The organism is Desulforhopalus sp. IMCC35007 (assembly GCF_005116575.1).
Taxonomy (GTDB): domain Bacteria; phylum Desulfobacterota; class Desulfobulbia; order Desulfobulbales; family Desulfocapsaceae; genus Desulforhopalus_A.
This window is the reverse complement of record NZ_SWCN01000007.1, coordinates 189,290-212,499: the sequence shown is the minus strand read 5'-3', so window position 1 is coordinate 212,499 and position 23,210 is coordinate 189,290. Positions and strand designations below refer to the sequence as shown.

Below are 23,210 nucleotides of genomic sequence, written 5' to 3'. Positions count from 1 at the left end.
AGTTTTTTCATGCATTCAGGAGTAAATATTCTCAACTTCTTTGCGGTGCAGCTCAACGCTGCTCTGTTGCAATTTGTCTGCTATGTAGAGGATGTCCTGCTGGTCACCGTCTATCTCTGGAAGTAGTGCCTTGTTGAAGGCGTTCTCTGCAGTGTCGAATTGATTGCTAAAAAGCAAGTAGTTGGATTTATTTCGATAATGTGAGCGGATGCGATCCTGGGCCGTCGCCCCAGGAGCTACCAGTACATTCCGATAATGGTCAATCAGAAGGGTGATCCACTGCTGATAGAGGCTACGTGCTTTTTCAGGTATGGCTTCAGCCTGTTTCATCAGGGGTTCAAGTTCGGGCTCAGCATCATGCAAAACCGACTGGTAGGCAGTATCAAGGGCGCGGCGTCTAGAGATGAGATAGTGATCGGCAAAAGCTTTCAATCCTTCTGAATATTCTTTGATTTTTGAGGCATGAAATACAAAAAATATCGGAATAAGGATCATCCAGATGGGGGGGACTGGCTTGTCCACCACCTGGCGGGCCAGGGTGTGGGCCAGAGATTGTTCGTACTCGAGGATCTGTTGCTTTTTCTCTTCAAGCGAGAGTGTTGTCATGATTAAAATTGCCGATGAAGGTTAAAAAATGAAACTTATATATTGCAAGTGCTTTGTGGTTAGATATGCAAGGCCCAAGACATGCCGCCGTAGCTTTCTACTGCAAATGTTTTGTAACACTGCAGATCTGACGACAAGGTACTCCCGGAGGGTTCGCTTGTTTTGAGTTTTACTTTCTTCACACTGTTGTGAACCTTAATATTGTTAGTGTTTGGTGTATCATATTGAAAATATATATAAACCGGATAATTCAAAACAGAGAGTGCAATTTTTAAGTGAAAGGCTAAAAAAACATTATCAATCAGCCTATTTGTCATGGAGGACAGAGTCAAGATATTCCTCTGCCTCTTTAACCTGTGCGACATCGGTATAATAGTAGCGCGTTGGGTCGATACCGTTTTCATCGAGATACTGCGACATTCTGTTCAGGACCGTAAAGGAGTTGGTCAAAAATGGCAGGAAACCATAAACAAAGAGCAGTAGCGCTCCAAAAGCAATGACGAATTTCCGTAACCGTTGTGGCAGACTATTATTGAGTATGGGTTCCATATTTTCTTCATGGGCCGGGAGTTTCCTCCCGGCCCTTTTTAAGTTTTTTCAGTGCTTGATTAGATTTTCGCCGTGATTTCTGGGAACACCAGGTAAAACATGATGTATGCCATGGTCAGGGTGAGAACAAGGTTTAAGCTCTGACCACAGACATACAGAATCAGAGGCTTACCACCTTTGAAGTATTTCGCCAGTTCCCTGAAGTTCGTGGAAAGGCCGATTGCAGCAAATGACAAGGCAAAGAACCAGCCACGAAGGAGGCGGGTACCGCCACGGACAGCACCCTGGTCAATGAGTGCCCCGCTCATTTCTTTACCAAGACTGCTGTCAAGAAATGAAAAGAGGATGGAGGCTGCAAGAAATCCAAGTACAAATTTTGGAAAACGGTGCCAGATTTCGCCAACACCAACGGTGCGTGATTCAGCACCATTATTTTCCACCCTCATACACCAGTAGAGGGCGATACAGAATGCGGTAACACCGATCATGACATTCTGGATCATCTTGATGGTTGCCGCAACATACAAGGCCTTTTCGCCAAGGAATGCACCCGCTGCCGCTACTGCACCAGTGGCGTCAATGGTTCCACCCATCCAGGCACCGCCAAGAATCTCTGGCATACCAACGGCCTTGATGACCGCAGGCATGGCAATCATCATGATTGCGGTAAAGACAAGTGACAGACCGATTGAAAGAGTAAGCTCTTCTTTTTTTGCCCGACAGGCTGCAGCTGCAGCAATAGCAGCAGATGTTCCACAAACGGACATGTCAGCAGAGATAACCACGTTCAGGGTTTTAGAAGGCATCTTGATAACTTTCTGACCAAATATATAGGTGGTGATCAGAACGACCGGGGTAACAACCCAGGCGACGAAAATACCAGGAATACCAATAGACATGATCTTGCTAAAGAGAACCTCTGCACCAAGAAGGACAAGGCCTGTTTTGATAAAGAATTCCACCTGACAGGCAGGGAGCACCCATTTTGGTGTTCCGATGGAGTTGGCGATGATCATACCGAGTAAGACGCCCCAGGCCTCAGCACCAATACCATACTGCTTGGAGATGGCCTGACCACCGAGCATATAGGCGAGAACAGCAACCAGGAAAACCATGACAAATCCCTTGGCAAATTCTGTAATGCTGTGGCCCATTAGTTTCATACCGACGCCAAAGAAAACGATCATAAACAAACAAAGACCGATCAGAGTAGGGATGTAGTTGTAAGCTTTAGTGGTCGTCTTTGCCTTGGCTGAAGAGGCCTTTTTCTCAGCTGCAGTCCAAAAAGCAATTGCTGCTTTTGCGGCCTCATTTAAGGTCTCATCCGTAAAGTTTGCAGCTGCGGCGGCCTCTTCGGCTGCTGTCGCGGTAAGAAGTGCTGCGGCGGCCTTCTCTTTTGCCGTTTCATAGTCAGGCATGGCCTTTTCATTTTTGGCCTTGGCTTGAGCATCAGAGAAGACGAAGGCATCGACAGGATTTGTTTTCCAGCTCCCAGGGTGTTTCGTCCAATGGCTCATGAATTTACCAAAAGCTGTTTCTTTAGAAGCCTTCAGCTTGTTAATATCGGCGTTGGCCTCTTGCCAGGCGATGGTTTTAAATGATGCTTTTTCCAATTCTGCGGCCTGAATCTGTTTTGCCTTTTCAATTTTCGGTGCAAAGTCTGCCATTGGACCAAAACTAACAAAGGCCGTGAGGCACACGGCGATGACGAGAAAACCGAGCCAGATGGCCAGATAATCCTCTTTACTCCAGAGATCGGACCAGCGGCTTTGACCGTGGTCCACAACAATGTTTGCATTTGCTTTTGCCATAACTTCCCTCCTGAATGTGTCGTGCCGTGCTTGATTGTGGGTGGCGATCGACGTTTATAAGACTAAAAAAACTTCACTTTCAACTTTAGCCGATGCCTTCTGGTGCCCAGATATCATGCCCGGCGAACGGGGAGGGTTTTTACAATAATCATGCCAATTGTGTCACACTGTTAAAGTGCCTTATTTCAGGGTGTTAAGATCTTGAATTCTGGGCAGGTGTATACTCAGGTTGGCAGGCGAGCGGATTTTTTGTTGACTGGCTTAAGCTGTAGATACAATCTGTCGCCCTTCTACCATAGTTTATCAAGACAAAATTATGCTCTGGGTAGAGACAACAACCGGGGACTTCATTGATCAAAAATTATATTATATAATAAATACAGTAAGATAAGTGTATAAATATGTTCTTGCCAGATAACTTATGTTATCACCTGTAAACTTGAGTTAGCATCTGGCGGTCAAAGCTTGGTGTGTATTTTCTTTTTCCTTTACAATCTCATTTAGTCTGCTACAGATAGCACATTAGTACCTGTCTTCTGATCAATACAATTCTCTCACTTTTACCGCCTTAAGTATGAATATTCCCAGACCTTACTCTCTGCAAAGCAAATTTATTCTCAGGTTACTCGCTATTCTCATGCTGATCAGCGTTATCAATCTGACCGGACTCTATTACTTTATGCAGAACACGGTAGAAGAAGATGTCAGCACCCGGGCAAGCATTGTTCTAAAGCAGGTTGATGCGGTTCAGAAATACGTGCAGACCAGACTCCGGCCGAAAATGATAGAGGTCCTCCCCGATAGCTTTGTTCTTGAAGCCATGTCATCTTCGTTTGTCTCCCGCAGTATTATGGAAACGCTTGATACCGCCGAGGCCGACTATGTGTATCGCCGGGTGGCGATAAATGCCCGTAATCCGGTTTTTGAAGCAAATGAGGTCGAACGCGAACTTATCTCTTACTTTCTGAGCAACCAGGACAAGCAGATCTGGCAGGGTCTCAAACAAATAGATGAGCAGAGTATATTTGTCATGGCAAGGCCGGTGAAGTTTGTAAAAAGCTGCATGCTTTGCCATGGAAATCCTGCTGAAGCGCCGGTGGAAATGATCGAGCAATACGGAGTGAGAGGCTTTAACCATCCTCTTGACAGTATTGCCGGGGTTGATCTGGTAGGCATCCCCACCGATCGTTATGCTGTGAAAACCATGGCTGAATTCGGCGACTATGTTGTTGTTTATCTGATTATTTCGATTTTTGTTCTGTTTGTGATATATCTGACCTTTCAGCGAGTGGTGCTGGTCAATTTACGCACCCTTACCAGCCAGTTCAGGAAAAATTTTCATGATCAGAAAGGCGAGGAATTGCTGAGAAAGGTAGAACACGGTGACGAGATTGAAGAGATGATTGAAAATATGGAAGGACTCAGTCAGCATCTCTTTGAAACCGACCAGCGTCTCAAAAAATATGCTGGCAATCTCGAAAAGGAAGTTGATAGGCGAACCGAACAGCTTTCCCAGGAAAATGATATCCACAAAAAGGATCTAAACATGCTGGTCAGTGTTCTCGGTGCACTGAAAGTCAGCCGTAATCGTTCCGAACTCTGGGATAATGCACTGCCCCTGCTGGCGGAGAGATTTCTCCTTGTCCGTGCGTCATATATCTGCACTTTTTCTGGAAACCAGGCGTTCACTTGGCCACATGAGGCGAAGCCACCAGCATTGCCTGAAGATTATGTGCAGTTAGTATTGCAACCAAAACTCCGGATCAGGGAAAATACCGTCTTTGTTCCGGTCGGCAGTAGTGATGAAAGCATCGACGGGCTGCTCTATCTTGAACGGCCCCCTCATGTTCATTTTAGCGGTGACCAGGCGGAAATGCTTACGGCAGTAGGACGTCAGCTTGGTATTGCGGCCGAAAATCTTGCGGCTCTCGATTCCATTCTCAGCCAGACCAATAATTTGCAGACCATTTTTGAGGGTGTTCCCGACCCCTTGCTGCTTTTAGACCAGGGTGGTGCTGTTATCATGGCCAACAAGGCTGCAAATCACCTTATGGACGACCTCTCTGGAGAAAATCATGATAATAATATGGACTCTCTTCTCAAAGCTGATGTCGCTTCCGGTCAGACACTCGGCAGTTCCAGTGCGCTTGCCGCTCAGTCACATCGGGAAATAGAACTCAATAACGGCAGGAGTTTTCTTATTAATACCATTGGGCTTGCCCAGCAGGAAGGTCAGTCAATTCGATATGTTGTCGCCATCCAGGAAGAAACCGACAAGAAGAAAATGTTGAAGCAGTTCGTCCAGGCAGAAAAGATGGGTACCGTTGGTAAACTGGCCGCCGGCCTGGCCCATGAGCTCAATAATCCTTTGGGAGTGATCCTCTGTTATGCCGAACTGTTGAAGAAAGCCCTGAAAAACGACCAGCATCAAACAGATGTTGATGTCATCATCAAACATACCCAGCAGGCTCAGTCAGTTCTTCTCGACCTGTTGAATTTTGCTCGGCCCAAAGTTTCCACCCATAGAGAGACAGTAATCGGGGATGTAGCGGAAAGCGTTATAGGGGTGTTCAGAGTACAGGCCGCCAAGAAGGGGGGCTCACTCTTTTGCCAGCGCACTGACGGAGGCATGGCTGTTCGTGTTGAGCCGCAGGTGGTTGAACACGTTATCCTCAATCTTCTTCTAAACGCCCTGGATGCTTTGCCTGATCAAGGTGGAGAAATTACGGTACGCATTGACTGTGATTCCAAAAAACATGGCCTGGTTCTTTCGGTGATGGATAACGGCAGTGGTATTGAGCCTTCGATCCTGGAGTCCATCTTTGATCCTTTCTTTTCCACCAAGGATGTGAATAAGGGTTCCGGGCTTGGGCTCGCCGTAATTTACGGGTACATGCGCGAGTTAGGTGGAAGCATCAATGCACGAAACTTGGCACGGGGTGGAACACTCTTCGAGCTGTATTTCCCAAAAGCTCCGAAACCCTGATGGAGAGAGGTATGAACAAGAGAATTACTGTACTGCTGGTTGACGATCAACTCGATTTTATTAATGGTCTTTCCAGGCTACTGTTATCTGAGTTTGAAGATCTTGATGTCCTGACGGCTGAAGGCGGGCAGCGAGGTCTGGCCCTGATGGAGCAGTCAGAAATACATCTTCTTATTACTGATTTGCAGATGCCCGAGATGAACGGCCTGCAGCTTATGGCTGAGGTTCATCGTTTGCACCCTGAAACCAAGGTCATCATTCTTACCGGTTTTGGAACCATCGAAAAAGCTGTCGAGGCGGTCAGGCAAGGGGCCTTTGATTTTCTTACCAAGCCGGTTGCCTCGGAGCAGCTGTATCGGGCTGTAAGCAAAGCCGTGGCTATCTTAAAACTGGAAGCGGAAAACCGCCATCTACGGGAACTGCTTGGAAGAGAAGGAAAAGAAGTCCTGCTTGGGGAGAGCAGTGCTATGCGGCAGGTACGTCAGTCGATCGAAGCGGTGGCAGGCACCGATTATCCAGTACTGATACAGGGTGAATCCGGAACGGGCAAAGAACTGGCCTCACGTATGGTGCATCGTCTGAGTACCAGGGTAAAAAAATCCTATATAGCAGTTAATTGTCCGGCCATCCCCGATAGTCTCATGGAAAGCGAGCTTTTTGGCCACTGCCGGGGAGCGTTTACTGGTGCAGATCAAGACAGGGAAGGACTCTTTTTAGCAGCTAATCATGGAACCTTGCATCTGGATGAGATTGGTGATATCTCACCGACAATGCAGACAAAACTGTTACGTTTTCTGCAGGAAGGTGAAGTGCGGCCGGTGGGGTGTACCCGCACATTAAAAACGGATGTGCGGATAGTTGCCTCCACGAATCAACCCTTGGCACAGAAAGTTGAGGAGAATCTTTTTCGAGCTGATCTCTATTACCGTCTCAACGTAATTGCCATTACCATGCCGCCACTTCGTGACAGAAGCGAGGATATTCCGCTGCTTGCCCAATATTTTTTCGAGAAGACTCTCATTGAGATGAACATACAGGGGATGACTATCGAACCTGAGGTCCTCTCCTACTTTGCAACAAAAGACTGGCCGGGCAATGTCCGTGAGCTTCACAATTATATCAGGCGGCTGCTTGTCTTTAGTGGTCGTGAAAATATCAACATGACTGCTGTGCAGCGTATTGACTCACCAGCCCCACAGCTACCACCCCTTGAAGAAGAGCTGGGACCTTATAAAGCGATGAAAGCCCTGGTCGCAGACCGTTTTTCCCGCATCTATATCGAGCAACTCCTCACCACTACATCCGGTAATGTTTCGGAAGCATCGAGGATCAGCGGACTCTCTCGTGTAGCGATCGGCAAGCTCAGTCAGCGACTTGGAATTGATCTCGGCCGGTTTCGCTAAGTCGAATCCCATTACCAGGCAGAAACAAACATTTAAAATCGCAGTGATTTCAATCGTCAAAGATTGAATCAGATTTACAATAACTACATATTGTTTCCGTTGCCCATTCATCATCGTCAATAAATTCTCGAATTTCTTCGAGCGTTTCTTGACTGACAAAGCCGTTTTCGTCTTGTTCTTCTCTCAGCATTATAATCTGATCATCGGTCAAACCATTCTTTTCAACGGCGATAGTAAGAAGACCATCATTGTTTATACAGCGAGGATCGGTACCGTCTTCACACTCTACTATGATTTCCATTAGTTCTCTTGACATAGATCTCCATCCATCATTTTATTTAAGCTGGAAACGATTCTTTTCCGTTTGTAATTTGACGATTCTATCCCAAGGGATATTAAACACGGTAATTACATGACCTGAATCAAAAAATCAAACAATAGGATCTGATTGGCAGATAAATGATCCGATGCTTCTCTGCTCGTTCTCATTTTGTATACATTTTGAGGATAGTAGACGGGTAGGGTCAAATCTCAGCTGGTGGACCACAGTGGTAAGATTACCTTAAGGCAACTTTTTGAATTCGTTGTATTTTACTGGTGAAGCAATACGGGAAATATAAGTTTTTCCGATAGGCTAGCGGTGTTTTTGTAATGAAGAAGGCAAATAGGCCTTAAAAAAAAATCAATATCTTCATATCTGGTAGAACCGGGTATTTATAGGTATAGATAGTTTTTTGTTTTGACATCCGATACTAACAATATTGCACTCATCAACTCCACGTCATCACTCCTTTGTTGTATTAATCTCTCCTTCAATCGTCTTATTTTGAGAACAGCCGCAACGGTTAACCCCCATTTTTGAGATCCTGGACTTTTGCTGGTCGTTTGTTTACATGCCCGGAAAAGGTCAGAAAGAGGTTCTTTTGATGGTGTTGAATCTTTTACCCGTTGAATGAAGATACTGTTCTATGGCTGAAACCAGCTTGAGGAGGGCAAAAAAATTGCATAAATTGAGATATGAGCAGTTGTTAATTTTTCGATTGAAAAAGCCAGGTTGAATATTTTCGATTTTGTGAGTTCGTCTACCATAGTGCTACAAATATGTCATGCTGCTATAGCTTTTTTGAGGAAGTTCTGGTTTTATGTTTTTCTTTTTTGGTAATTCGATGATATTTCGGTCTATTGGCTTTTGGCCGTAAATGACCCGGTAAGATGGCACCTATTTTGTAACAGCCCTCAGATCGTGGATATGGCGGTCTGGGTTATAATGTTTACCTGATGGCAGTTGTCGGTTGTGGAATGTATTCGGACCATAAAAGATTCAAAGAACAGTAGTAAATAGATAAGAACAACGGAGGAAGAATGTACGGATGTCATTCCATGACCGGTAAAATCCGGAGCATAGTGCTTAAAAAACCTGATGACGCATTTATTTCACAGGATCATCTCAATCGTGCATGGCAACGGTTTAACTATGTACAGGTACCTGATTACCAGAAAGCGCTAGAAGAATTCAGCGTATTTGAAGAAATTATCCGCAGCCATGTGGGTAATATCCTTTATCTGCCACAGTCGGAAAGTGTGGGACTTGATTCCATTTATACCCACGATTCCTTAAAGGTGACCAACAAAGGGGCCGTCTACTTCAACACAGGCAAAGTTCTTCGCCAAAAAGAATCATTTGAAAGCCAAAAACTGCTTGAGGCCGCGGGTGTACCTACCCTTGGTCGGATTACTTCGCCAGGGCTTATGGAGGGAGGAGATGTGGTTTGGCTGGATGAGAGAACTGTTGCCATCGGTTTGGGCTACAGGACCAACATGGCCGGGGTGGAACAGTTCAAAGAGATCACGCGGGAGCTTATAGATGACTATGTTCTGGTGCCGATGCCCCATGGGGATGGTGAGGACCAGTGTCTCCACCTGATGAGTGTGATATCTCTGGTCAGCGACAGTCTGGCTGTGGTTTACTCCAGGTATATGCCTGTGGTTTTCAGGCGGCTGCTTTTAGACAGGGGAGTCCGGCTGATCGAAGTTGGTGATACGGAATACCAAAACCTGGGTTCCAACGTTCTGGCCTTAGCTCCCAATATATGTGTGATCATGGAGGGTAATCCACTGATCAAGCAGGCCCTTGAAGACGCAGGTTGCCAGGTGCATACCTATCCGGGTAGAAATGTATCTTTTTACGGCACCGGAGGCCCCACATGTCTGACATGTCCTGTTTGCCGGGATTAGCTGGGCTCGATAAAAAAATCTTTGAAATATTAAAAGAGTATTGTCGAATCCCCAGCATAACCGGCACCTCTGGAGAAACTCTTATCCCAGAGTTTTTTAAGAGGTGTCTGGGCCAACTTCCGTACTATGTGGAGAACCCCGATCATCTTGGCACATGGGCCATTGAGAAGGATTCCCTCAACCGGCAGGTCTGCTGGGCGATGATCCGGGGTGGCTCAGAGAAAACCTGTGTTCTCATTCACCATAGTGATGTTGTGGTAACGGAAAACTATGGAAGATTTCAGGATCTGGCTCTTGACCCGGACCGTCTTGAAGCAGCGCTGAAAGCCGACCCTCGAATACTTGATCAAGAGGCGAAAAAAGATCTTTTGTCCGGGCTGTGGCTTTTTGGTAGAGGAACTGCCGATATGAAAGGTGGTGGGGCGATTCAACTGGCCCTGTTTGATACCTATGGCCGGATGAGCCAAGAGGAGCGAAAAGATCTGCCAACCCTGATCGTTCTGGCTGTGCCGGATGAGGAAAATTTAAGTTCCGGCATGCGTGCAGGTGTTGGGCTGCTTTGCCACCTCCAGGAACAGTTTGGCCTTGATTACAGGCTGATGATTAACTGTGAACCCCACCAGAGGCTGAGCCCGGAAAGGGGCCTTATCAGTCAGGGGTCCATTGGCAAACTGAACCTCTTTGTCTATGTCAGGGGAGTTATGGCCCACGCCGGGAAGGTGCTTGAGGGTATCAATCCTACAGGGTTGATGGCCGCAATTGCCACGGAAACCGATCTTTCCGAGGATTTTGTAGATCATTTTGAAAATGAGACCAGTATCCCACCCACCTGGATTTTTCTCAGGGATTTAAAAAGTCAGTATGACATTTCCTTTCCTGAGGCCAGCTACGGAATGTTCAATGTGCTGAACTTTCATACAGGACCGGGAGAGGTTTTGGCCAAAATGATGGAGATTTGTGAGAGGTCTCTTATTCAGTATATTGCAAAGGTCAGCGGCAAGCGGGGGGAAGTTTCCCGTAGAACCGGGCAGGACTGGCCGTCACCAAGCTGGCAGCCAAGGGTTGTGCTCTTTGGGGAACTCCGTGCGGCAAGCCCTGCTCCTCCTGCGCCCATGTCTCTTGAAGAGGAACTCGGTTTTCGCACCCGTGAATTTTTCCCTGAAGACCCGCTTATTGTTATCGGACTGTGTCCACCGTATTACCCGGGCGTGAGTAACTCCGTACCTGAAGTACTCCGGGAAAAGGTCTGCACCTTTGCAAAGGAGAAGTTTGGCCAGGAATATGACAATCAGGCTTATTATACTGGCATTTCTGACTTAAGCTATGCCATGTCAGCAGGGGAGACACAGCAGCTTTCTTCCGCCATGGCACATATGGCAGCAGAGGATTACCAAATTCCATTTGAGCAGATTGAACAGGTATCAATGAACTGTATCAACCTCGGCCCCTGGGGAAAGGATTTCCATAAACCCTCGGAAAGGGTCTTAAAAGAAGACTTGTTCCACAGAACGCCGATGCTTGTGGACCATATAATACGAACCTATAACAGTTAAGGATTTACTACATGTTTAACAACGCAATTGTCAGAACGCCTGCCCCAACCCTTGTTCAGGGTATTACCTCGGCCCCGGAACTTGGGGTTCCCGATTATGAAAAGGCTCTCTCACAGCATCAGCAGTATATTAAAGCCCTGGAGGCCTGCGGAGTTCAGGTGAGGGTGCTTGAAAAAGATGACCAGTATCCGGATTCCTGCTTCGTAGAAGACGTCGCTGTGTGCACCAGGGCCTTTGCCATGGTTACAAATCCAGGGGCGGCTACCCGCAAAGGGGAGGAAAGAGACCTCCCCCAGATTTTGGGGGATTACTATGAAAACATCGAGAAAATTCAGGCTCCGGGTACTTTAGAAGGGGGCGATGTGATGATGGTAAAAGATCATTATTACATCGGTCTTTCAGACCGAACCAACCGTGAAGGTGCAGAACAGTTTATTACTGCACTTGAAAAGTATGGAATGACCGGGTCGGTCATAGAGATGGAGGAGATGCTTCATTTGAAAACGGGTCTCGCCTACCTGGAAGATAACATTCTTCTGGTGGCAGGAGAGTTCCGGCAAAGGGAGGAGTTCCGCTCCTTTATCCGCGTTGAAATCCCTGAAGATGAGGGATATGCGGCCAACTGCATCAGAGTTAACGATTATGTCATTGTCCCTGAGGGTTTTGATAAAACGAGGAAGTTGATTGAGGCGGCAGGGTTGAAAGTGAAGACCGTGGACACCTCTGAATACCGAAAACTGGATGGTGGTTTGAGCTGCCTGTCCCTTCGCTTTTGATGAAAAACATACTGAGAAAAATTTAAGGAGAAGATGATGAAAAAAATTACGAAGAACCCCATTATAAAAGTTTTGGTCGGTTTTGCTGTTCTGGCTGCCCTCATGGTGCCTGTGGCCCAGGCTGGAGAGATCCGCCTAGGAATAAGCCCTGAGCCGTATATGCCTTTTACCCAGATTAATTCAGCGGGAGAATGGGAAGGTTTTGAGGCGGATCTTACCAATGCCCTTTGCGAAAAAATTGGACTGGAATGCAAGATCAGTCAGTCTTCCTGGGAAGGGCTGATTCCTTCTCTGACCGCAGGTAAAATTGATTTTATCGTAGGTGCCTTTTCCATTACCGACAAACGCAAAGAGGTGGTCGATTTTAGCCTGTCGTACTACGACGCTATTACGGTGCTTGTGGGCATGAAAGCCGACAGCACCAAGATCAGCGATCGTAAAGATGGTGAGGGTATGGTTGTGGATGCGGCCAGCCTCAAAGGCAAGATCATCGGCTACCAGAGTGGGACCATCCAGGCTGCCTATGCGGAAAAATATCTTCCAAAGATTGACGCAAAGGCCTATCCCGGTGCCGATACTGCCCTGGCAGACCTGACCGCCGGTCGTCTTGACTATGTGCTCATGGACCTTCAGCCTGTAGAGACCTTTCTCGCTTCCAAGGAGGGTGGTGACTACGCGGTGAAACATGAGGTTCCAGCCAATGTCGTTCTTGGTGAGGGCATCGGCTATGCGGTTCGCAAGGGTGACAAGGATTCCTTGGATAAAATCGATGGAGCCCTAACGGCCTTAAAAGAAGATGGCAGCCTTGATGCCATGGTAGATAAATGGTTTTTTACCGTAAAATAGATCGATAAGGAAACCGCCCTCCTGGTGTTTGATGCCGGGAGGGCAAATGAACAATGGCAGAATTCCTGAATTACATGGCCTGGGGGCCCAAGGGTTGGGGCGATGAGTTTTTCTTTGCCTTTTTTATGACCTTGAAAATCTCACTGATAGCCTATGGGGCTTCCTTTGCAATGGGGCTGCTGTTTGCCATGTTCAAGCTGTCGAACTCCCGTTTTCTTAGAGGAATAGCCGGCACCTATACAACGGTGGTCAGGGCCTTGCCCGAGATGTTGATGATCCTCCTTGTCTATTTTGCCGTTGCCGGGATGGCCGAGAAAATGTTGGTATCGGCAGGACTGGTGGGCAGTGAGTTTCAGTTCAGTCCCTTCTGGACCGCAGTGTTCGCTCTGGCTTTTGTGTCCGGTGCCTTTATGACCGAAGTGATCAGAGCAGGTCTTCTCGCGGTGCCAAAAGGTGGGATTGAAGCAGCCTGGGCCATCGGTATGTCCGGCCCCCAGATTTTCAGGCGTGTGGTTATGCCCCAGATGATGCGTCATTCTCTTTCTGGGCTTGGAAATCTCTGGTTGGGTATTACGAAGGACAGTGCCATTGTCTCGATACTTGGTGCCTTTGGAGAACTGCTTCAAACCGGTTATAGGGCGGCTGCGGCAACAAAGGAATATGGCTATTTCTATGGTTTGACGGCCCTGCTTTTTCTGCTGATTACCATTCTCTCTCTGGCTGTACTGCACTGGATGGAAAAACGGCTGAACAGGGGACTGCTATGAATGATTTTGTCACAAATATTGTGAACTGCCTGCCTGATCTTCTTGCGGCGGCACCTCTGACCCTGCTGTTGACTCTGGTGGCCGGGGTGATAGGCCTTGTAGTGGGCACATTTCTCGCTTTAGCACGTTTGTCCGGACAGCCGTTACTTTCCCTTCCTGCGGCGGCCTTCATGTTTGTCGTCCGCGGCACACCACTTCTGGTGCAACTCTACCTGATTTATTATGGCTTGGGTCAGTATCTGGGTCATTCATGGGTCAGACAGAGTTTTCTCTGGCCCTATATGCGTGAGGGGCTCACTTTTGCACTCTTTGCCTACAGCATGAATCAGGCTGCATACAATGCCGAAGTGCTTCGAGGGGCTCTCCAGTCGATATCCAAAGGCCAGATTGAGGCGGCTCAGGCAATCGGCATGTCCGGATTCCAGACTCTTTGGCGGGTTCGTCTGCCCCTTGCCTTTGGTAATTGCCTGCCGGTTCTGACCAGCGACATTATCATATTGCTCAAATCAACGGCACTGGCCTCCACCGTGACCATACTTGAACTTATGGGAACGGCCAGGGTGATCCAGCGCCAGAGTCTCCAGGTCTACGAGCCGTTGATAGCCTGTGGCCTGGTGTATTTTGTCGTGGTTGTTCTGCTGACCGCTCTTATGCGGCCTTTGGAAAATCGGCTCACCCGTTATAGAAAAGGATAAGGTTTAATGGATACCAACCAACCTGCACTCTCCGTCAGGGATATACATAAGCAATTTGGAAATACAGAGGTGCTGAGAGGGGTTTCTTTTGAAGCCCATTCAGGGGATGTGGTCTCAATCATCGGCAGTAGTGGCTCGGGGAAAAGTACCCTGCTTCGGTGTATTAATTTCCTGGAAAGTCCAAACTCAGGTGAGATTGTAGTGGGCGGCGAAGCTATCCGCACCCGTAAAGACAAAACCGGTTCCCTTGTGCCGGTGGACAAAGCGCAGCTGCGCCAGATGCGTGCGCGTCTTGGTATGGTGTTCCAGAACTTCAACCTTTGGGACCACCGTACCGTGATGGATAACATCATTGAAGGGCCGGTGCATATCCTCAAACAGTCAAAAAAGCAAGCGAAGGAACAGGCTCGGGCATTACTGGACAAGGTTGGGCTTTTCGACAAGGAGGATCACTATCCCTCCCAGCTGTCAGGGGGACAGCAGCAGCGGGTTGCGATTGCCCGGGCTCTGGCCATGAATCCAACAGTTATGCTTTTTGACGAACCCACCTCAGCCCTTGATCCTGAGCTGGTCAGTGAGGTTATAACCGTTATCCGCCAGTTGGCTGAAGAAAAGAGAACCATGATCATGGTGACCCATGAAATGGCTCTTGCCCGCGAAATATCCAGCAAGCTCATCTTCCTGGATCAGGGTCTCATCCATACCCAGGGCTCTCCTGCAGAGGTGATGGATAACCCGGACTCAGACCGGTTACGCCAGTTCCTGGGGATGTTGAATGCAGCGTAGATTCTGTCTCTGCCCACTCGCAGTCAGGTTATAATTAAAATGAATCTTGTTGATATCAGAAGAACACTCCACGCCATGCCGGAAATAGGGCTTAGAGAGGAAAAAACTGCCAAGTTTCTTACCAGGCTGCTGACGAATCTGGGACTTGAGGTGACAACCGGAATCGCAGGGACCGGGATTGTTGCGACTCTACAGCGGGGAAGCCATCCTTTCCGATTAGGACTGAGGGCGGAGATGGATGGTCTGCCCATGAAAGAACCGGAGGGGCGGAGCTATAAAAGCTGCCACGACGGCTGTATGCATGGTTGTGGCCATGATGGCCATATGGCTATGCTCATCGGGGCGGCCCAGGAGATGGTTAAAGATCCTGACTTTCAGGGAACAGTTCATTTTATCTTCCAGCCCGCCGAGGAAAATATAGGGGGAGCCCAGCTGATGATAAAAGAAGGGCTGTTTGAACGCTTTCCCTGTGATATGGTGTTTGGACTGCACAATGTGCCTGGTCTTTCCTTGGGAACATTTGCCGGAAAAGCAGGTCCACTCATGGCCTCCATTGATGCCGCCGAGATCACCATCAAAGGAAAGGGTGGCCATGGTGCCCTGCCAGAGCAGACGATTGATCCCATTCTTATCGGAGCGAGTCTGGTTAATGCTCTACAGTCGGTTATCTCACGGAACATTAATCCAGTAAGACCCGGGGTTGTGACAGTGGGTTCTTTTCATAGCGGCTCTTCCAGCACTATCATTCCTGACCTGGCTGTTTTGCAGGTAAGCCTGAGAGCCGCAGACCCGGAAAGCCGGGCGCATATTATTAAGCGGGTAGAAGCGCTTTGTGGTTCCATTGCAGAAGGATTCGGCGGCAGTTCTGAAATTGAATGGCAGCCGGGTTATCCTGTTCTTGTAAACCATCAAACGGCGTTTGATGTCGCCCGTCAGGTGGTTGAAAAGACCTTTGGGACATCATCGATGGAGTTACTGCAAGACCCTGTTATGGCCAGCGAGGATTTTGCCTTTATGGTTGAGCAGGTTCCCGGAGCCTTTCTGTTTATCGGAAACGGTGATAGTGCATCCCTGCACAATACATCTTACGATTTTAACGATCTGGTAATTCCCTATGGGGTCAAGTTCTATGTAGCTTTGGCCGCCAGCGTTTTTACACGACCTGCTTAAACCATCAATCTGTTGTTTGGGAACTGGTTATGCCGATGACGTGAAGATTGAAATAGTGTTGTAACTGCCTGCAAAACCAACAAATATAATTGTTTTTTTATCATGTTTTGAATCAAGGCTGCAGACATCTTAACGGTCTTTACAAACAGTTTTTCTTGCAACCTGATGTTGTTGTCATTATAATTAACATTACAATGATATGTTCAACAAAGGAGGTCATAGAATGAGTGTTCAATCTGAGCGAATCACAATACTTGGTACACCGGATTTTAAAGCGTTTCTTGTCAAAGAATCAAAAAAAGAAGGCATCAGTATGTCGGAATTGGTACGGCAACGCTGTACGCAAAAACCTGCAAACAATGATGAAACCTTGTTATCTGCATTAATTGGCGAGGTCAATAAGGCCACTCAAAAGGCAAAGAAGTCCTTGGAGAAAGGTTTAGACGATGCTGAAAAGGTATTGGCAGAAATCAGGAGGGAGGTTTGAGTACATTAAAAGATGTGATTTCAGCAATGAAAGAAGTGCTGCTCTTAACAGAGAAGGTAGAGCGAACAGGTGGGGTGTTGACCGAAATATCAAAAGAATTGCGTGAGCATGATCGACGTTTAGTCCGAATAGAAACTTTGGTCGAAGTGGCTAAGGTGCAAAGGTCGATTAAATCTGAGTAATTACAATTTCTCAGAGAAAACTGTTATTCTTGTTTGTCAGCCGCTACACCTTAAAAGTGTTTTTGCTCGAGAAGTGAGTTGCTGGGTGAACTTTTCCAGGAGCCTTGATTTTAAACGCCAACAATGCCAATACAGTTTCACCGATATATGAGAGTCTGGTGATAAATCAACGATCTGATTGGTGTGCAGCAGAGGTGTGCTTTGCTGATCTGGCAGCATCCCGTACGCATGGCCTAAGGTTATGAAATCACAATATTTCTCTACAGATGGTAGATAGTGTGCGGGGAGGGTGGTAGGTACTTCGCCGAGCACTTGGTGGAGATATTTATGGTGCAAATCGTCCTTCCGGTCAAAAATTAAAGCCGGTGCTTTACAAACATTTTCGACAGTAAAACCGTCTGGAAACCATTGAGCCACAAATCCCGGCGCAGCAAACATACGGTAAGTCATGTGGCCGAGATATTCGATTTGGCATCCCTGCATAGGGTGTTCTTGGGAACTGATACAGCCTATGACCTCACCATCTTTGAGTAACCGATGGGTTTGTTCCTGATCTTCTACCCTGATTTCCATCAACACTTGTTCTTCCAGTAAGAACGGATGGATTGCCTCCAGAACCCAGATAGCCAGACTGTCTGCATTGATACCCACTGCCAGAGATGCAAACCCTCCCGTTGCTGGATTGCCTATTTCTTCCGTCAGATCGTCCTCAAGCCTCTTGACTTGAAGGTAGTGCTTGAGAAGTTTTCGACCGGCTACCGTCATCCTGGGTGGTGTGGTACGTGCTATCAGTACCTGTCCCATACTTTCTTCCAGTAATTTGACACGCTGTGAAACCGCAGATTGGGTGATGTACAAGGCTTTAGCAGCTTTGTCGAAACTCCCCTCCCGACTCACCATGGCCAGCGCTTCAACGAGTTTGTAGTCGAACATATCAACACCCATTAGATAATTTAATAATATATTAAAAACATTAATTTTACTTCATACATCTTCTCGGGTATTTTCTCAACGAAACCATAAAGAAGGATGTGAAAATAATGTTTGTTACGCCATTTATGCAGGGATTCGGGACGAGCGCTGGCTTGATTGTTGCCATCGGAGCTCAAAATGCTTTTGTATTATCTCAGAGTGTCCGAGGTAATCATCACCTGGTTATTGCGCTGATCTGTATTTTCTGTGACGCGGTCTTTATAACGGTCGGAGTTGCAGGTGTCGGGGCAACGGTCTCAGCTAATCCTGAGCTTTCCCGGTGGGTTACCTGGGGAGGTGCCGGGTTTTTAATAATTTATGGTTACAGATCATTGTGTTCGGCCATTCGTGGAGGATCTCTCCAGGAAAGTGATCAGGCTGTTCAGTCTCTAAGTAGTATCATATTGACGACATTAGCCGTTACCTTGTTGAATCCACATTTTTATTTAGACACTGTATTTTTACTTGGTGGGATAAGTAGTCAATTTCAAGGTCAGATGCAGCTGATATTTTGGTTCGGGGCTGTCTCAGCTTCTACGTTATGGTTTCTCTGCCTGAGTCTGGGTGGGGAAATGCTTGCACCGGTGTTTAGAACACAACTGGCCTGGCGCATTCTCGACATGTTGATCTGTGTGACTATGTGGATGATTGCGGCATCTTTAGTTATTTTTGAGACTTCAAAATAGATTGGGAGCATTCGCTTATGTGTCTAGAATTCCCATCATTTATCTTGCTCACTCAGATTAACGGGGAGAAAGGGCTTTCTGCATAACGAACTGATCAGGGTCTCAAAAACCTTGGAGAGTTGTTGTGTGGTGGTTCAGCGGAAATCGGATTCACCTTTTAGGTATCACCTGACCATTGCCACCACACTGAAGCTATCACTTACGTTTGCCCCGCTATTCACCCTAGCAACAGACAGTTCTGTTGCTGGCAGTTCAAACCCTGGTAACTTGTATTCCTAACTTTTTTTGACTCTATCCCGTCCCCAGAACAATTTCAGAATGTCTGTATCCGGCCGTTGTGTTACCAGGCTTACTACCACAAATATAACCAGCGAAATTGCCAAAGTGGGGACGATTACGTGCATACCGTAAAACCGTTTTACGTAGGAGACCATATAAAAATATGTAAAAAGCCCAGAGACCATGGACGTGAGAGCCCCAGTCGCGTTAGCTCTTTTCCAGTATAGCCCAAGTACCATAGGCCATAAAAATGCAGCTTGCATTCCACCGAATGCGAACAGGTTCAACCATACAATGAGATCCGGGGGGCGAAAGGCCGCTAAAAAGACAATGAGCCCTATTAATAATGTGGTCCAGGAGCCGAGCTGTTTCACCACCTTTTCTGCTTTTTCACTTTCTGAGGGGCGGATGTAATTGAGGTACAAATCCTTTACGATCGCCGCAGAGGCCAAAATCAACTGAGAGTCAATGGTGGACATTATTGCAGCCAGAGGGCCGGCAATAAAAATTCCGGCAAACACCGGATGAAGCACCGTCAGGGTGATTGCTGGAATGATCTTGTCACCTACTGTGATCTCAGGCAAAATCGCCCTTCCCAAAGCTCCAGATAGATGCATGCCCAGCATGATTACGCCTACTATCACTGTACTCAAAACAATTGCTGTGTGCATTGAACGGCTGTCTCGATAGCCGAAACAGCGAACAGCAGAATGAGGAAGGCCAATCACCCCGAAACAGACAAGAATCCAAAAGGACATGATAAAAGGTTTCGCGAGAAATCCGTCGGGAGCAAATGGAGTCACTAAGGCGGGATCGATCTCTCTAAGGGTTGTGACCGTAGCCTCCATGCCTCCTCCGGCGTGCAAAATGCCAACAAGCAATGCCACGGTACCGATCATCATAACTATGCCTTGTACCGTATCTGTAAGGACCACGGCACGGAAACCGCCGATACAGGTATAGAGAATGACGGTGGAGGCGAAGATTATAAGCCCGGTATTGTAGGAAATTCCTGTCATTCCCTCAAGAAGCCTGGCTCCGCCGATGAACTGTGCTACCATGGCGGCGATAAAGAATAGGACCAGACTCAATGAGCCTAAAATGACGACCCAGCGGTTTTGGTAACGCTCTCGAAGAATATCGTTTACAGTCACCGCATTTACCCTGCGCGCAATTATTGCAAATTTTTTCCCGAGAACCCCCAGGGTCAGCCATGCCGTGGGCAGCTGAATCATTGCTAACAGGACCCAGCCCAGCCCCATTTTATAGGCCACACCAGGGCCTCCAACAAAACTGCTGGCACTGGTGTAGGTCGCGACCAGAGTCATTGCCAGGACAAATCCACCCATACCTCGGCTTCCGATAAAATACTCTTCCAGAAAATTCCCGGAAGTGGAAAGTCGCTTTCGGCTGTAGAACGCAAGAGAAAACATCACCGCCAGATAGATGATCAGAGGTAAAAGAACCTGAATATTCATCCCTTTCCCTCCACGTCATTCTCTGGCAGGTAATCATCCAGAGACATTTCCCGGAAGAAAAGCCGAACCATTAACCAGGAAAAAAGTGAAAAAAGAACCAGTCCTCCAACGCAACTCAACATGAACCACAGAGGTAGACCCAATACATAAGTATAATTCTCGGCAGGCTTTGAACCGAATCCATAGGCGGTGGTGTACCACCAGAGAAAGTTTAAAACTGCAAGTCCCACCGCCCAAAATGCTTCCCGGTTTGCCTGTGTAAAGCGCAAATCACTCACAAAGGAGTCAGAATCTTTCATAAATATCAACCTTAGGAATTTCGGTTTCAGTTAGAGTTTCATCATTATAAACGACATCCTTATAACATAGAAAAGCACTCCAAACATCTGCATTCTCATGAGTCATTTTTAAAGCTGCGGGCCGGATTCGTCGCTAAATACATACTGCACATCAATAACGGATGCTTTGCGACACTCTATAATTTCACAAAATTATCTTTAACCTTGAAAGTTTCAGCAGCAATAGTCTGAACCTGACCGACCGTGTAATTGATTTCCAAACAGCAGTGCCCTTTTACCTCTCTGTTCCTCCTCCACTGCGTAAAAAACACCTGATCTGGTATCTTGACAAAGTAAAAAATGTCTGGAAGTATAGCGATGAATAAAAGAACTAACTTTTAAAGAACTAACTTTTGACAGTGGAGTATGCGTGTCATCTTCAACAGCACCCAGGAAGAGAATTTCAGACACAATTAAGAGCGACTTGAAGCAGGCTGTCCTGGATGGTGTGTACAAGCCGGGAGATAAACTTGCGCCCGAGGTTGAAATAGCCAAACAGTACGGGGTGAGCAAGGTCTCGGCCCGGGAGGCGTTGCGAGAGCTGGAGAGTGAAGGCCTGATTGTAAAGAAAAGAGGCATATTTGGGGGGAGTTTTATTGCTGAGCCTGGAGCTGATCAAATGGTCGATGTAGTCTCCAACGCATTTTTGTTTGGTGGAGTGACCGTAACTGATCTTGCCGAGTTCAGACAGCTTCTTGAGCCGGGACTTGCCCGCCTTGCAGCACGGCGAAGAACTGAAAACGATCTTGCCATTATGGAAGAATATATAAAGGCTATCCATCTTTCTATTGAAAAAGGAGACCCTGACCAGACCAGGGCCATAGGCTTTCATAAGTTAATTGCTGATGCCTGCCACAACAGTTTTATCAGTGGGCTGATGGGTGCACTTGTTCATGTCTTTCAGAAGGTTCTCGATAAAGAACCAGATCTGGAAACAGCCAGAAAAGATGTTCGATTCAATGAACTCTTTTACCAACATATCAAGAGCCGTGATGGTGAAAAAGCTGAAGCGGTAATGAAAGAACATTTTAACGCTCTAGAAGAAATAATCAGGCAGAGAAGAGCAAATGGTGAGACTATCACCTGAGATCTGTGCCTGGCGGAGGAAACAGAGAGAAATGACATATCCAAGTGTATACCCAACAGGAGCAACCGTATACGACTCTTCAAGGTGTTTTAACGGTTACACGGTGTTCCAGGCAAAAGAGCATGGCGCGCTGATTATTGATATGAATGGGGGGGAGGTCAAATTATGGCGTGGCCTCCATGGATTTCCGAATAAACTCCTGCCCGGTGGACAGATTCTCGGACATACGGGAGAACGTTCGACCCTGTACGGCATGCAGGATTATCGTGATCTTATACAGGTGGACTGGGATGGCAAGGTCGTCTGGAAATTCAACAAGTATGAGTTTATTGATGATCCCGGGGAGGAGCCGCAGTGGATGGCACGGGTTCATCATGATTTTCAGCGTGAGGGGAATCCGGTCGGATACTATGTGCCTGGAATGGCACCGCAGATCGATTCGGGAAAGACCATGCTCCTTGGCCACAAAAACACCAGATGCAAGGCCATCAGCGACAAAAATCTCCTCGATGATACAGTATATGAGGTTTCTTGGGATGGAGATGTTCTCTGGGAATGGAAATGCAGCGATCATTTCGAGGAGTTTGGTTTTAGAGAAGATGCACGAAATGCTCTGTCACGCGACCCGAATATGAGGCCGTGCGGCGGAGGTATGGGAGACTGGATGCATCTCAACTCCATGTCACTCTTGGGACCCAATAAATGGTTTGACGCCGGAGACGCACGTTTTCATCCTGACAATATTATAGTGGATGGCCGGGAAACCAATATCATTTTCATAATCAGCAAAGCGACCGGGGAGATTGTCTGGAAGGTAGGGCCTTACTATGATCATACCCCGGAAAAAGATCTTGGGTGGATCATTGGCCAGCATCACGCCCATATGATCCCGAGAGGTCTTCCGGGTGAAGGTAATATTCTCGTGTATGACAACGGAGGCTGGGCCGGATACGGTGGCTGCCATCCAGCAAGCCCTGCGGGAACCAAGAATGTACTGCGGGATTATTCAAGAGTGCTTGAGTTTGATCCGGTATCGCTGAAAATCGTCTGGCAATATACGCCCCAAGAGGCGGGTCTTGTGCACCCGACTGATTCCAACCGTCTGTATAGCCCGTTCATCAGTTCTGCACAAAGATTACCGAACGGCAACACCCTTATTACGGAGGGAAGCGGTGGACGGCTTATAGAGGTGACAGCGGGGTATGAGCTGGTCTGGGAGTACATCTCACCCTACTGGGGGAAACATTTTAATATGAACATGGTGTATCGGGCCTACAGATACCCCTATGAGTATATTCCCCAGGTTGATGTACCGCAGGAAGTTGATATTAAACCAATTAATGTTGTTGATTTCAGGGTTGAAGGCGCTTCTCCAAGAGGTGCAAGATCTGAGAGTCTTGTGGAAGGAGTTGTTCCCTATCAGACCTCTTCGGCCCTTTGCGTGCTCTCTGATACCGATGATGGTGAACAGTAGCTACTCTCTGGTGCGGTTTTGCCGCAGCTGAAACGAAACAGTAA

The 23,210-nt window shown here is 47.3% G+C and carries 22 protein-coding genes; 15 read left to right on the top strand and 7 right to left on the bottom strand.

The window, feature by feature from the left end; genetic code table 11:
* Positions 1–15: 15 nt before the first annotated feature.
* The 3 genes from FCL48_RS09755 to FCL48_RS09745 all read right to left on the bottom strand — a co-directional run bounded on the left by FCL48_RS09755 (position 16) and on the right by FCL48_RS09745 (position 2,966).
* On the bottom strand, positions 16–606 hold the full coding sequence (locus FCL48_RS09755) for an NF038143 family protein (protein ID WP_136872082.1): 591 nt from the start codon (positions 604–606) through the stop codon (positions 16–18).
* 306 nt (positions 607–912) lie between these two features.
* A complete protein-coding gene (locus FCL48_RS09750; RefSeq protein WP_205747686.1) occupies positions 913–1,155 on the bottom strand; it encodes a hypothetical protein in 243 nt (80 codons plus the stop codon).
* A 59-nt stretch (positions 1,156–1,214) separates the two neighbouring features.
* Positions 1,215–2,966 (bottom strand): YeiH family protein, encoded by a 1,752-nt coding sequence (locus FCL48_RS09745; RefSeq protein ID WP_136872081.1) that lies wholly within the window; start codon positions 2,964–2,966, stop codon positions 1,215–1,217.
* 574 nt (positions 2,967–3,540) lie between these two features.
* Here FCL48_RS09745 and FCL48_RS09740 point away from each other — a divergent pair.
* Positions 3,541–5,952 carry a DUF3365 domain-containing protein gene (locus FCL48_RS09740; RefSeq protein ID WP_136872080.1) on the top strand — a complete coding sequence of 804 codons (2,412 nt, stop codon included), beginning with the start codon at positions 3,541–3,543 and terminating at the stop codon, positions 5,950–5,952.
* An 11-nt stretch (positions 5,953–5,963) separates the two neighbouring features.
* Positions 5,964–7,355: a sigma-54 dependent transcriptional regulator gene (locus FCL48_RS09735; protein ID WP_136872079.1), complete on the top strand. Its 1,392-nt coding sequence runs from the start codon at positions 5,964–5,966 to the stop codon at positions 7,353–7,355.
* Between the two features lie 49 nt (positions 7,356–7,404).
* Here FCL48_RS09735 and FCL48_RS09730 read toward each other — a convergent pair whose 3' ends face one another.
* Complete coding sequence (locus tag FCL48_RS09730) at positions 7,405–7,671, bottom strand: hypothetical protein (protein WP_136872078.1); 267 nt, start codon at positions 7,669–7,671, stop codon at positions 7,405–7,407.
* Positions 7,672–8,717: 1,046 nt separating this feature from the next.
* On the opposite strand from FCL48_RS09730, the gene FCL48_RS09725 reads away from it, so the two are divergent.
* From FCL48_RS09725 to FCL48_RS09680, 10 genes are all read left to right on the top strand, one after another.
* Positions 8,718–9,590 (top strand): dimethylarginine dimethylaminohydrolase family protein, encoded by an 873-nt coding sequence (locus FCL48_RS09725; protein ID WP_205747684.1) that lies wholly within the window; start codon positions 8,718–8,720, stop codon positions 9,588–9,590.
* Positions 9,560–11,143 carry a M20/M25/M40 family metallo-hydrolase gene (locus tag FCL48_RS09720; RefSeq protein ID WP_136872077.1) on the top strand — a complete coding sequence of 528 codons (1,584 nt, stop codon included), beginning with the start codon at positions 9,560–9,562 and terminating at the stop codon, positions 11,141–11,143. Before FCL48_RS09725 ends, FCL48_RS09720 begins: the two co-directional genes overlap by 31 nt.
* An 11-nt stretch (positions 11,144–11,154) precedes the next feature.
* The gene (locus FCL48_RS09715) at positions 11,155–11,919 is read left to right on the top strand and encodes a dimethylarginine dimethylaminohydrolase family protein (RefSeq protein ID WP_136872076.1); all 765 of its coding nucleotides are present in this window, start codon (positions 11,155–11,157) and stop codon (positions 11,917–11,919) included.
* Positions 11,920–11,952: 33 nt separating this feature from the next.
* Positions 11,953–12,765 carry a transporter substrate-binding domain-containing protein gene (locus FCL48_RS09710; protein ID WP_136872075.1) on the top strand — a complete coding sequence of 271 codons (813 nt, stop codon included), beginning with the start codon at positions 11,953–11,955 and terminating at the stop codon, positions 12,763–12,765.
* A 53-nt stretch (positions 12,766–12,818) separates the two neighbouring features.
* Positions 12,819–13,532, top strand: coding sequence for an ABC transporter permease (locus tag FCL48_RS09705; protein WP_136872074.1), 714 nt, complete (start codon positions 12,819–12,821; stop codon positions 13,530–13,532).
* Entirely contained in the window at positions 13,529–14,227 is a 699-nt protein-coding gene (locus FCL48_RS09700; RefSeq protein ID WP_136872073.1) for an ABC transporter permease, read from the top strand. The genes FCL48_RS09705 and FCL48_RS09700 overlap by 4 nt, the downstream gene beginning before the upstream one ends.
* 6 nt (positions 14,228–14,233) lie before the next feature.
* Positions 14,234–15,013, top strand: a complete 780-nt coding sequence (locus FCL48_RS09695; RefSeq protein ID WP_136872072.1) for an ABC transporter ATP-binding protein — start codon at positions 14,234–14,236, stop codon at positions 15,011–15,013.
* Between the two features lie 39 nt (positions 15,014–15,052).
* Complete coding sequence (locus FCL48_RS09690) at positions 15,053–16,183, top strand: amidohydrolase (RefSeq protein ID WP_136872071.1); 1,131 nt, start codon at positions 15,053–15,055, stop codon at positions 16,181–16,183.
* A gap of 223 nt (positions 16,184–16,406) precedes the next feature.
* Positions 16,407–16,670 carry a hypothetical protein gene (locus FCL48_RS09685; RefSeq protein WP_136872070.1) on the top strand — a complete coding sequence of 88 codons (264 nt, stop codon included), beginning with the start codon at positions 16,407–16,409 and terminating at the stop codon, positions 16,668–16,670.
* Positions 16,667–16,852, top strand: coding sequence for a hypothetical protein (locus FCL48_RS09680; RefSeq protein WP_136872069.1), 186 nt, complete (start codon positions 16,667–16,669; stop codon positions 16,850–16,852). Before FCL48_RS09685 ends, FCL48_RS09680 begins: the two co-directional genes overlap by 4 nt.
* 36 nt (positions 16,853–16,888) lie before the next feature.
* Here FCL48_RS09680 and FCL48_RS09675 read toward each other — a convergent pair whose 3' ends face one another.
* A complete protein-coding gene (locus tag FCL48_RS09675; protein WP_136872068.1) occupies positions 16,889–17,785 on the bottom strand; it encodes a LysR family transcriptional regulator ArgP in 897 nt (298 codons plus the stop codon).
* A gap of 107 nt (positions 17,786–17,892) precedes the next feature.
* Here FCL48_RS09675 and FCL48_RS09670 point away from each other — a divergent pair, with 107 nt between their 5' ends.
* Complete coding sequence (locus tag FCL48_RS09670; protein ID WP_136872067.1) at positions 17,893–18,510, top strand: LysE/ArgO family amino acid transporter; 618 nt, start codon at positions 17,893–17,895, stop codon at positions 18,508–18,510.
* Positions 18,511–18,785: 275 nt separating this feature from the next.
* Here FCL48_RS09670 and panF read toward each other — a convergent pair whose 3' ends face one another.
* Positions 18,786–20,267 (bottom strand): sodium/pantothenate symporter, encoded by a 1,482-nt coding sequence (panF, locus tag FCL48_RS09665; protein WP_136872066.1) that lies wholly within the window; start codon positions 20,265–20,267, stop codon positions 18,786–18,788.
* Positions 20,264–20,566, bottom strand: coding sequence for a YhdT family protein (locus tag FCL48_RS09660; RefSeq protein WP_136872065.1), 303 nt, complete (start codon positions 20,564–20,566; stop codon positions 20,264–20,266). The genes panF and FCL48_RS09660 overlap by 4 nt, the downstream gene beginning before the upstream one ends.
* A gap of 409 nt (positions 20,567–20,975) precedes the next feature.
* Here FCL48_RS09660 and FCL48_RS09655 point away from each other — a divergent pair, with 409 nt between their 5' ends.
* Positions 20,976–21,692, top strand: a complete 717-nt coding sequence (locus FCL48_RS09655) for a FadR/GntR family transcriptional regulator (RefSeq protein WP_136872064.1) — start codon at positions 20,976–20,978, stop codon at positions 21,690–21,692.
* A 31-nt stretch (positions 21,693–21,723) separates the two neighbouring features.
* Positions 21,724–23,166, top strand: a complete 1,443-nt coding sequence (locus FCL48_RS09650; RefSeq protein ID WP_136872063.1) for an aryl-sulfate sulfotransferase — start codon at positions 21,724–21,726, stop codon at positions 23,164–23,166.
* The last annotated feature ends 44 nt before the right edge of the window (positions 23,167–23,210 follow it).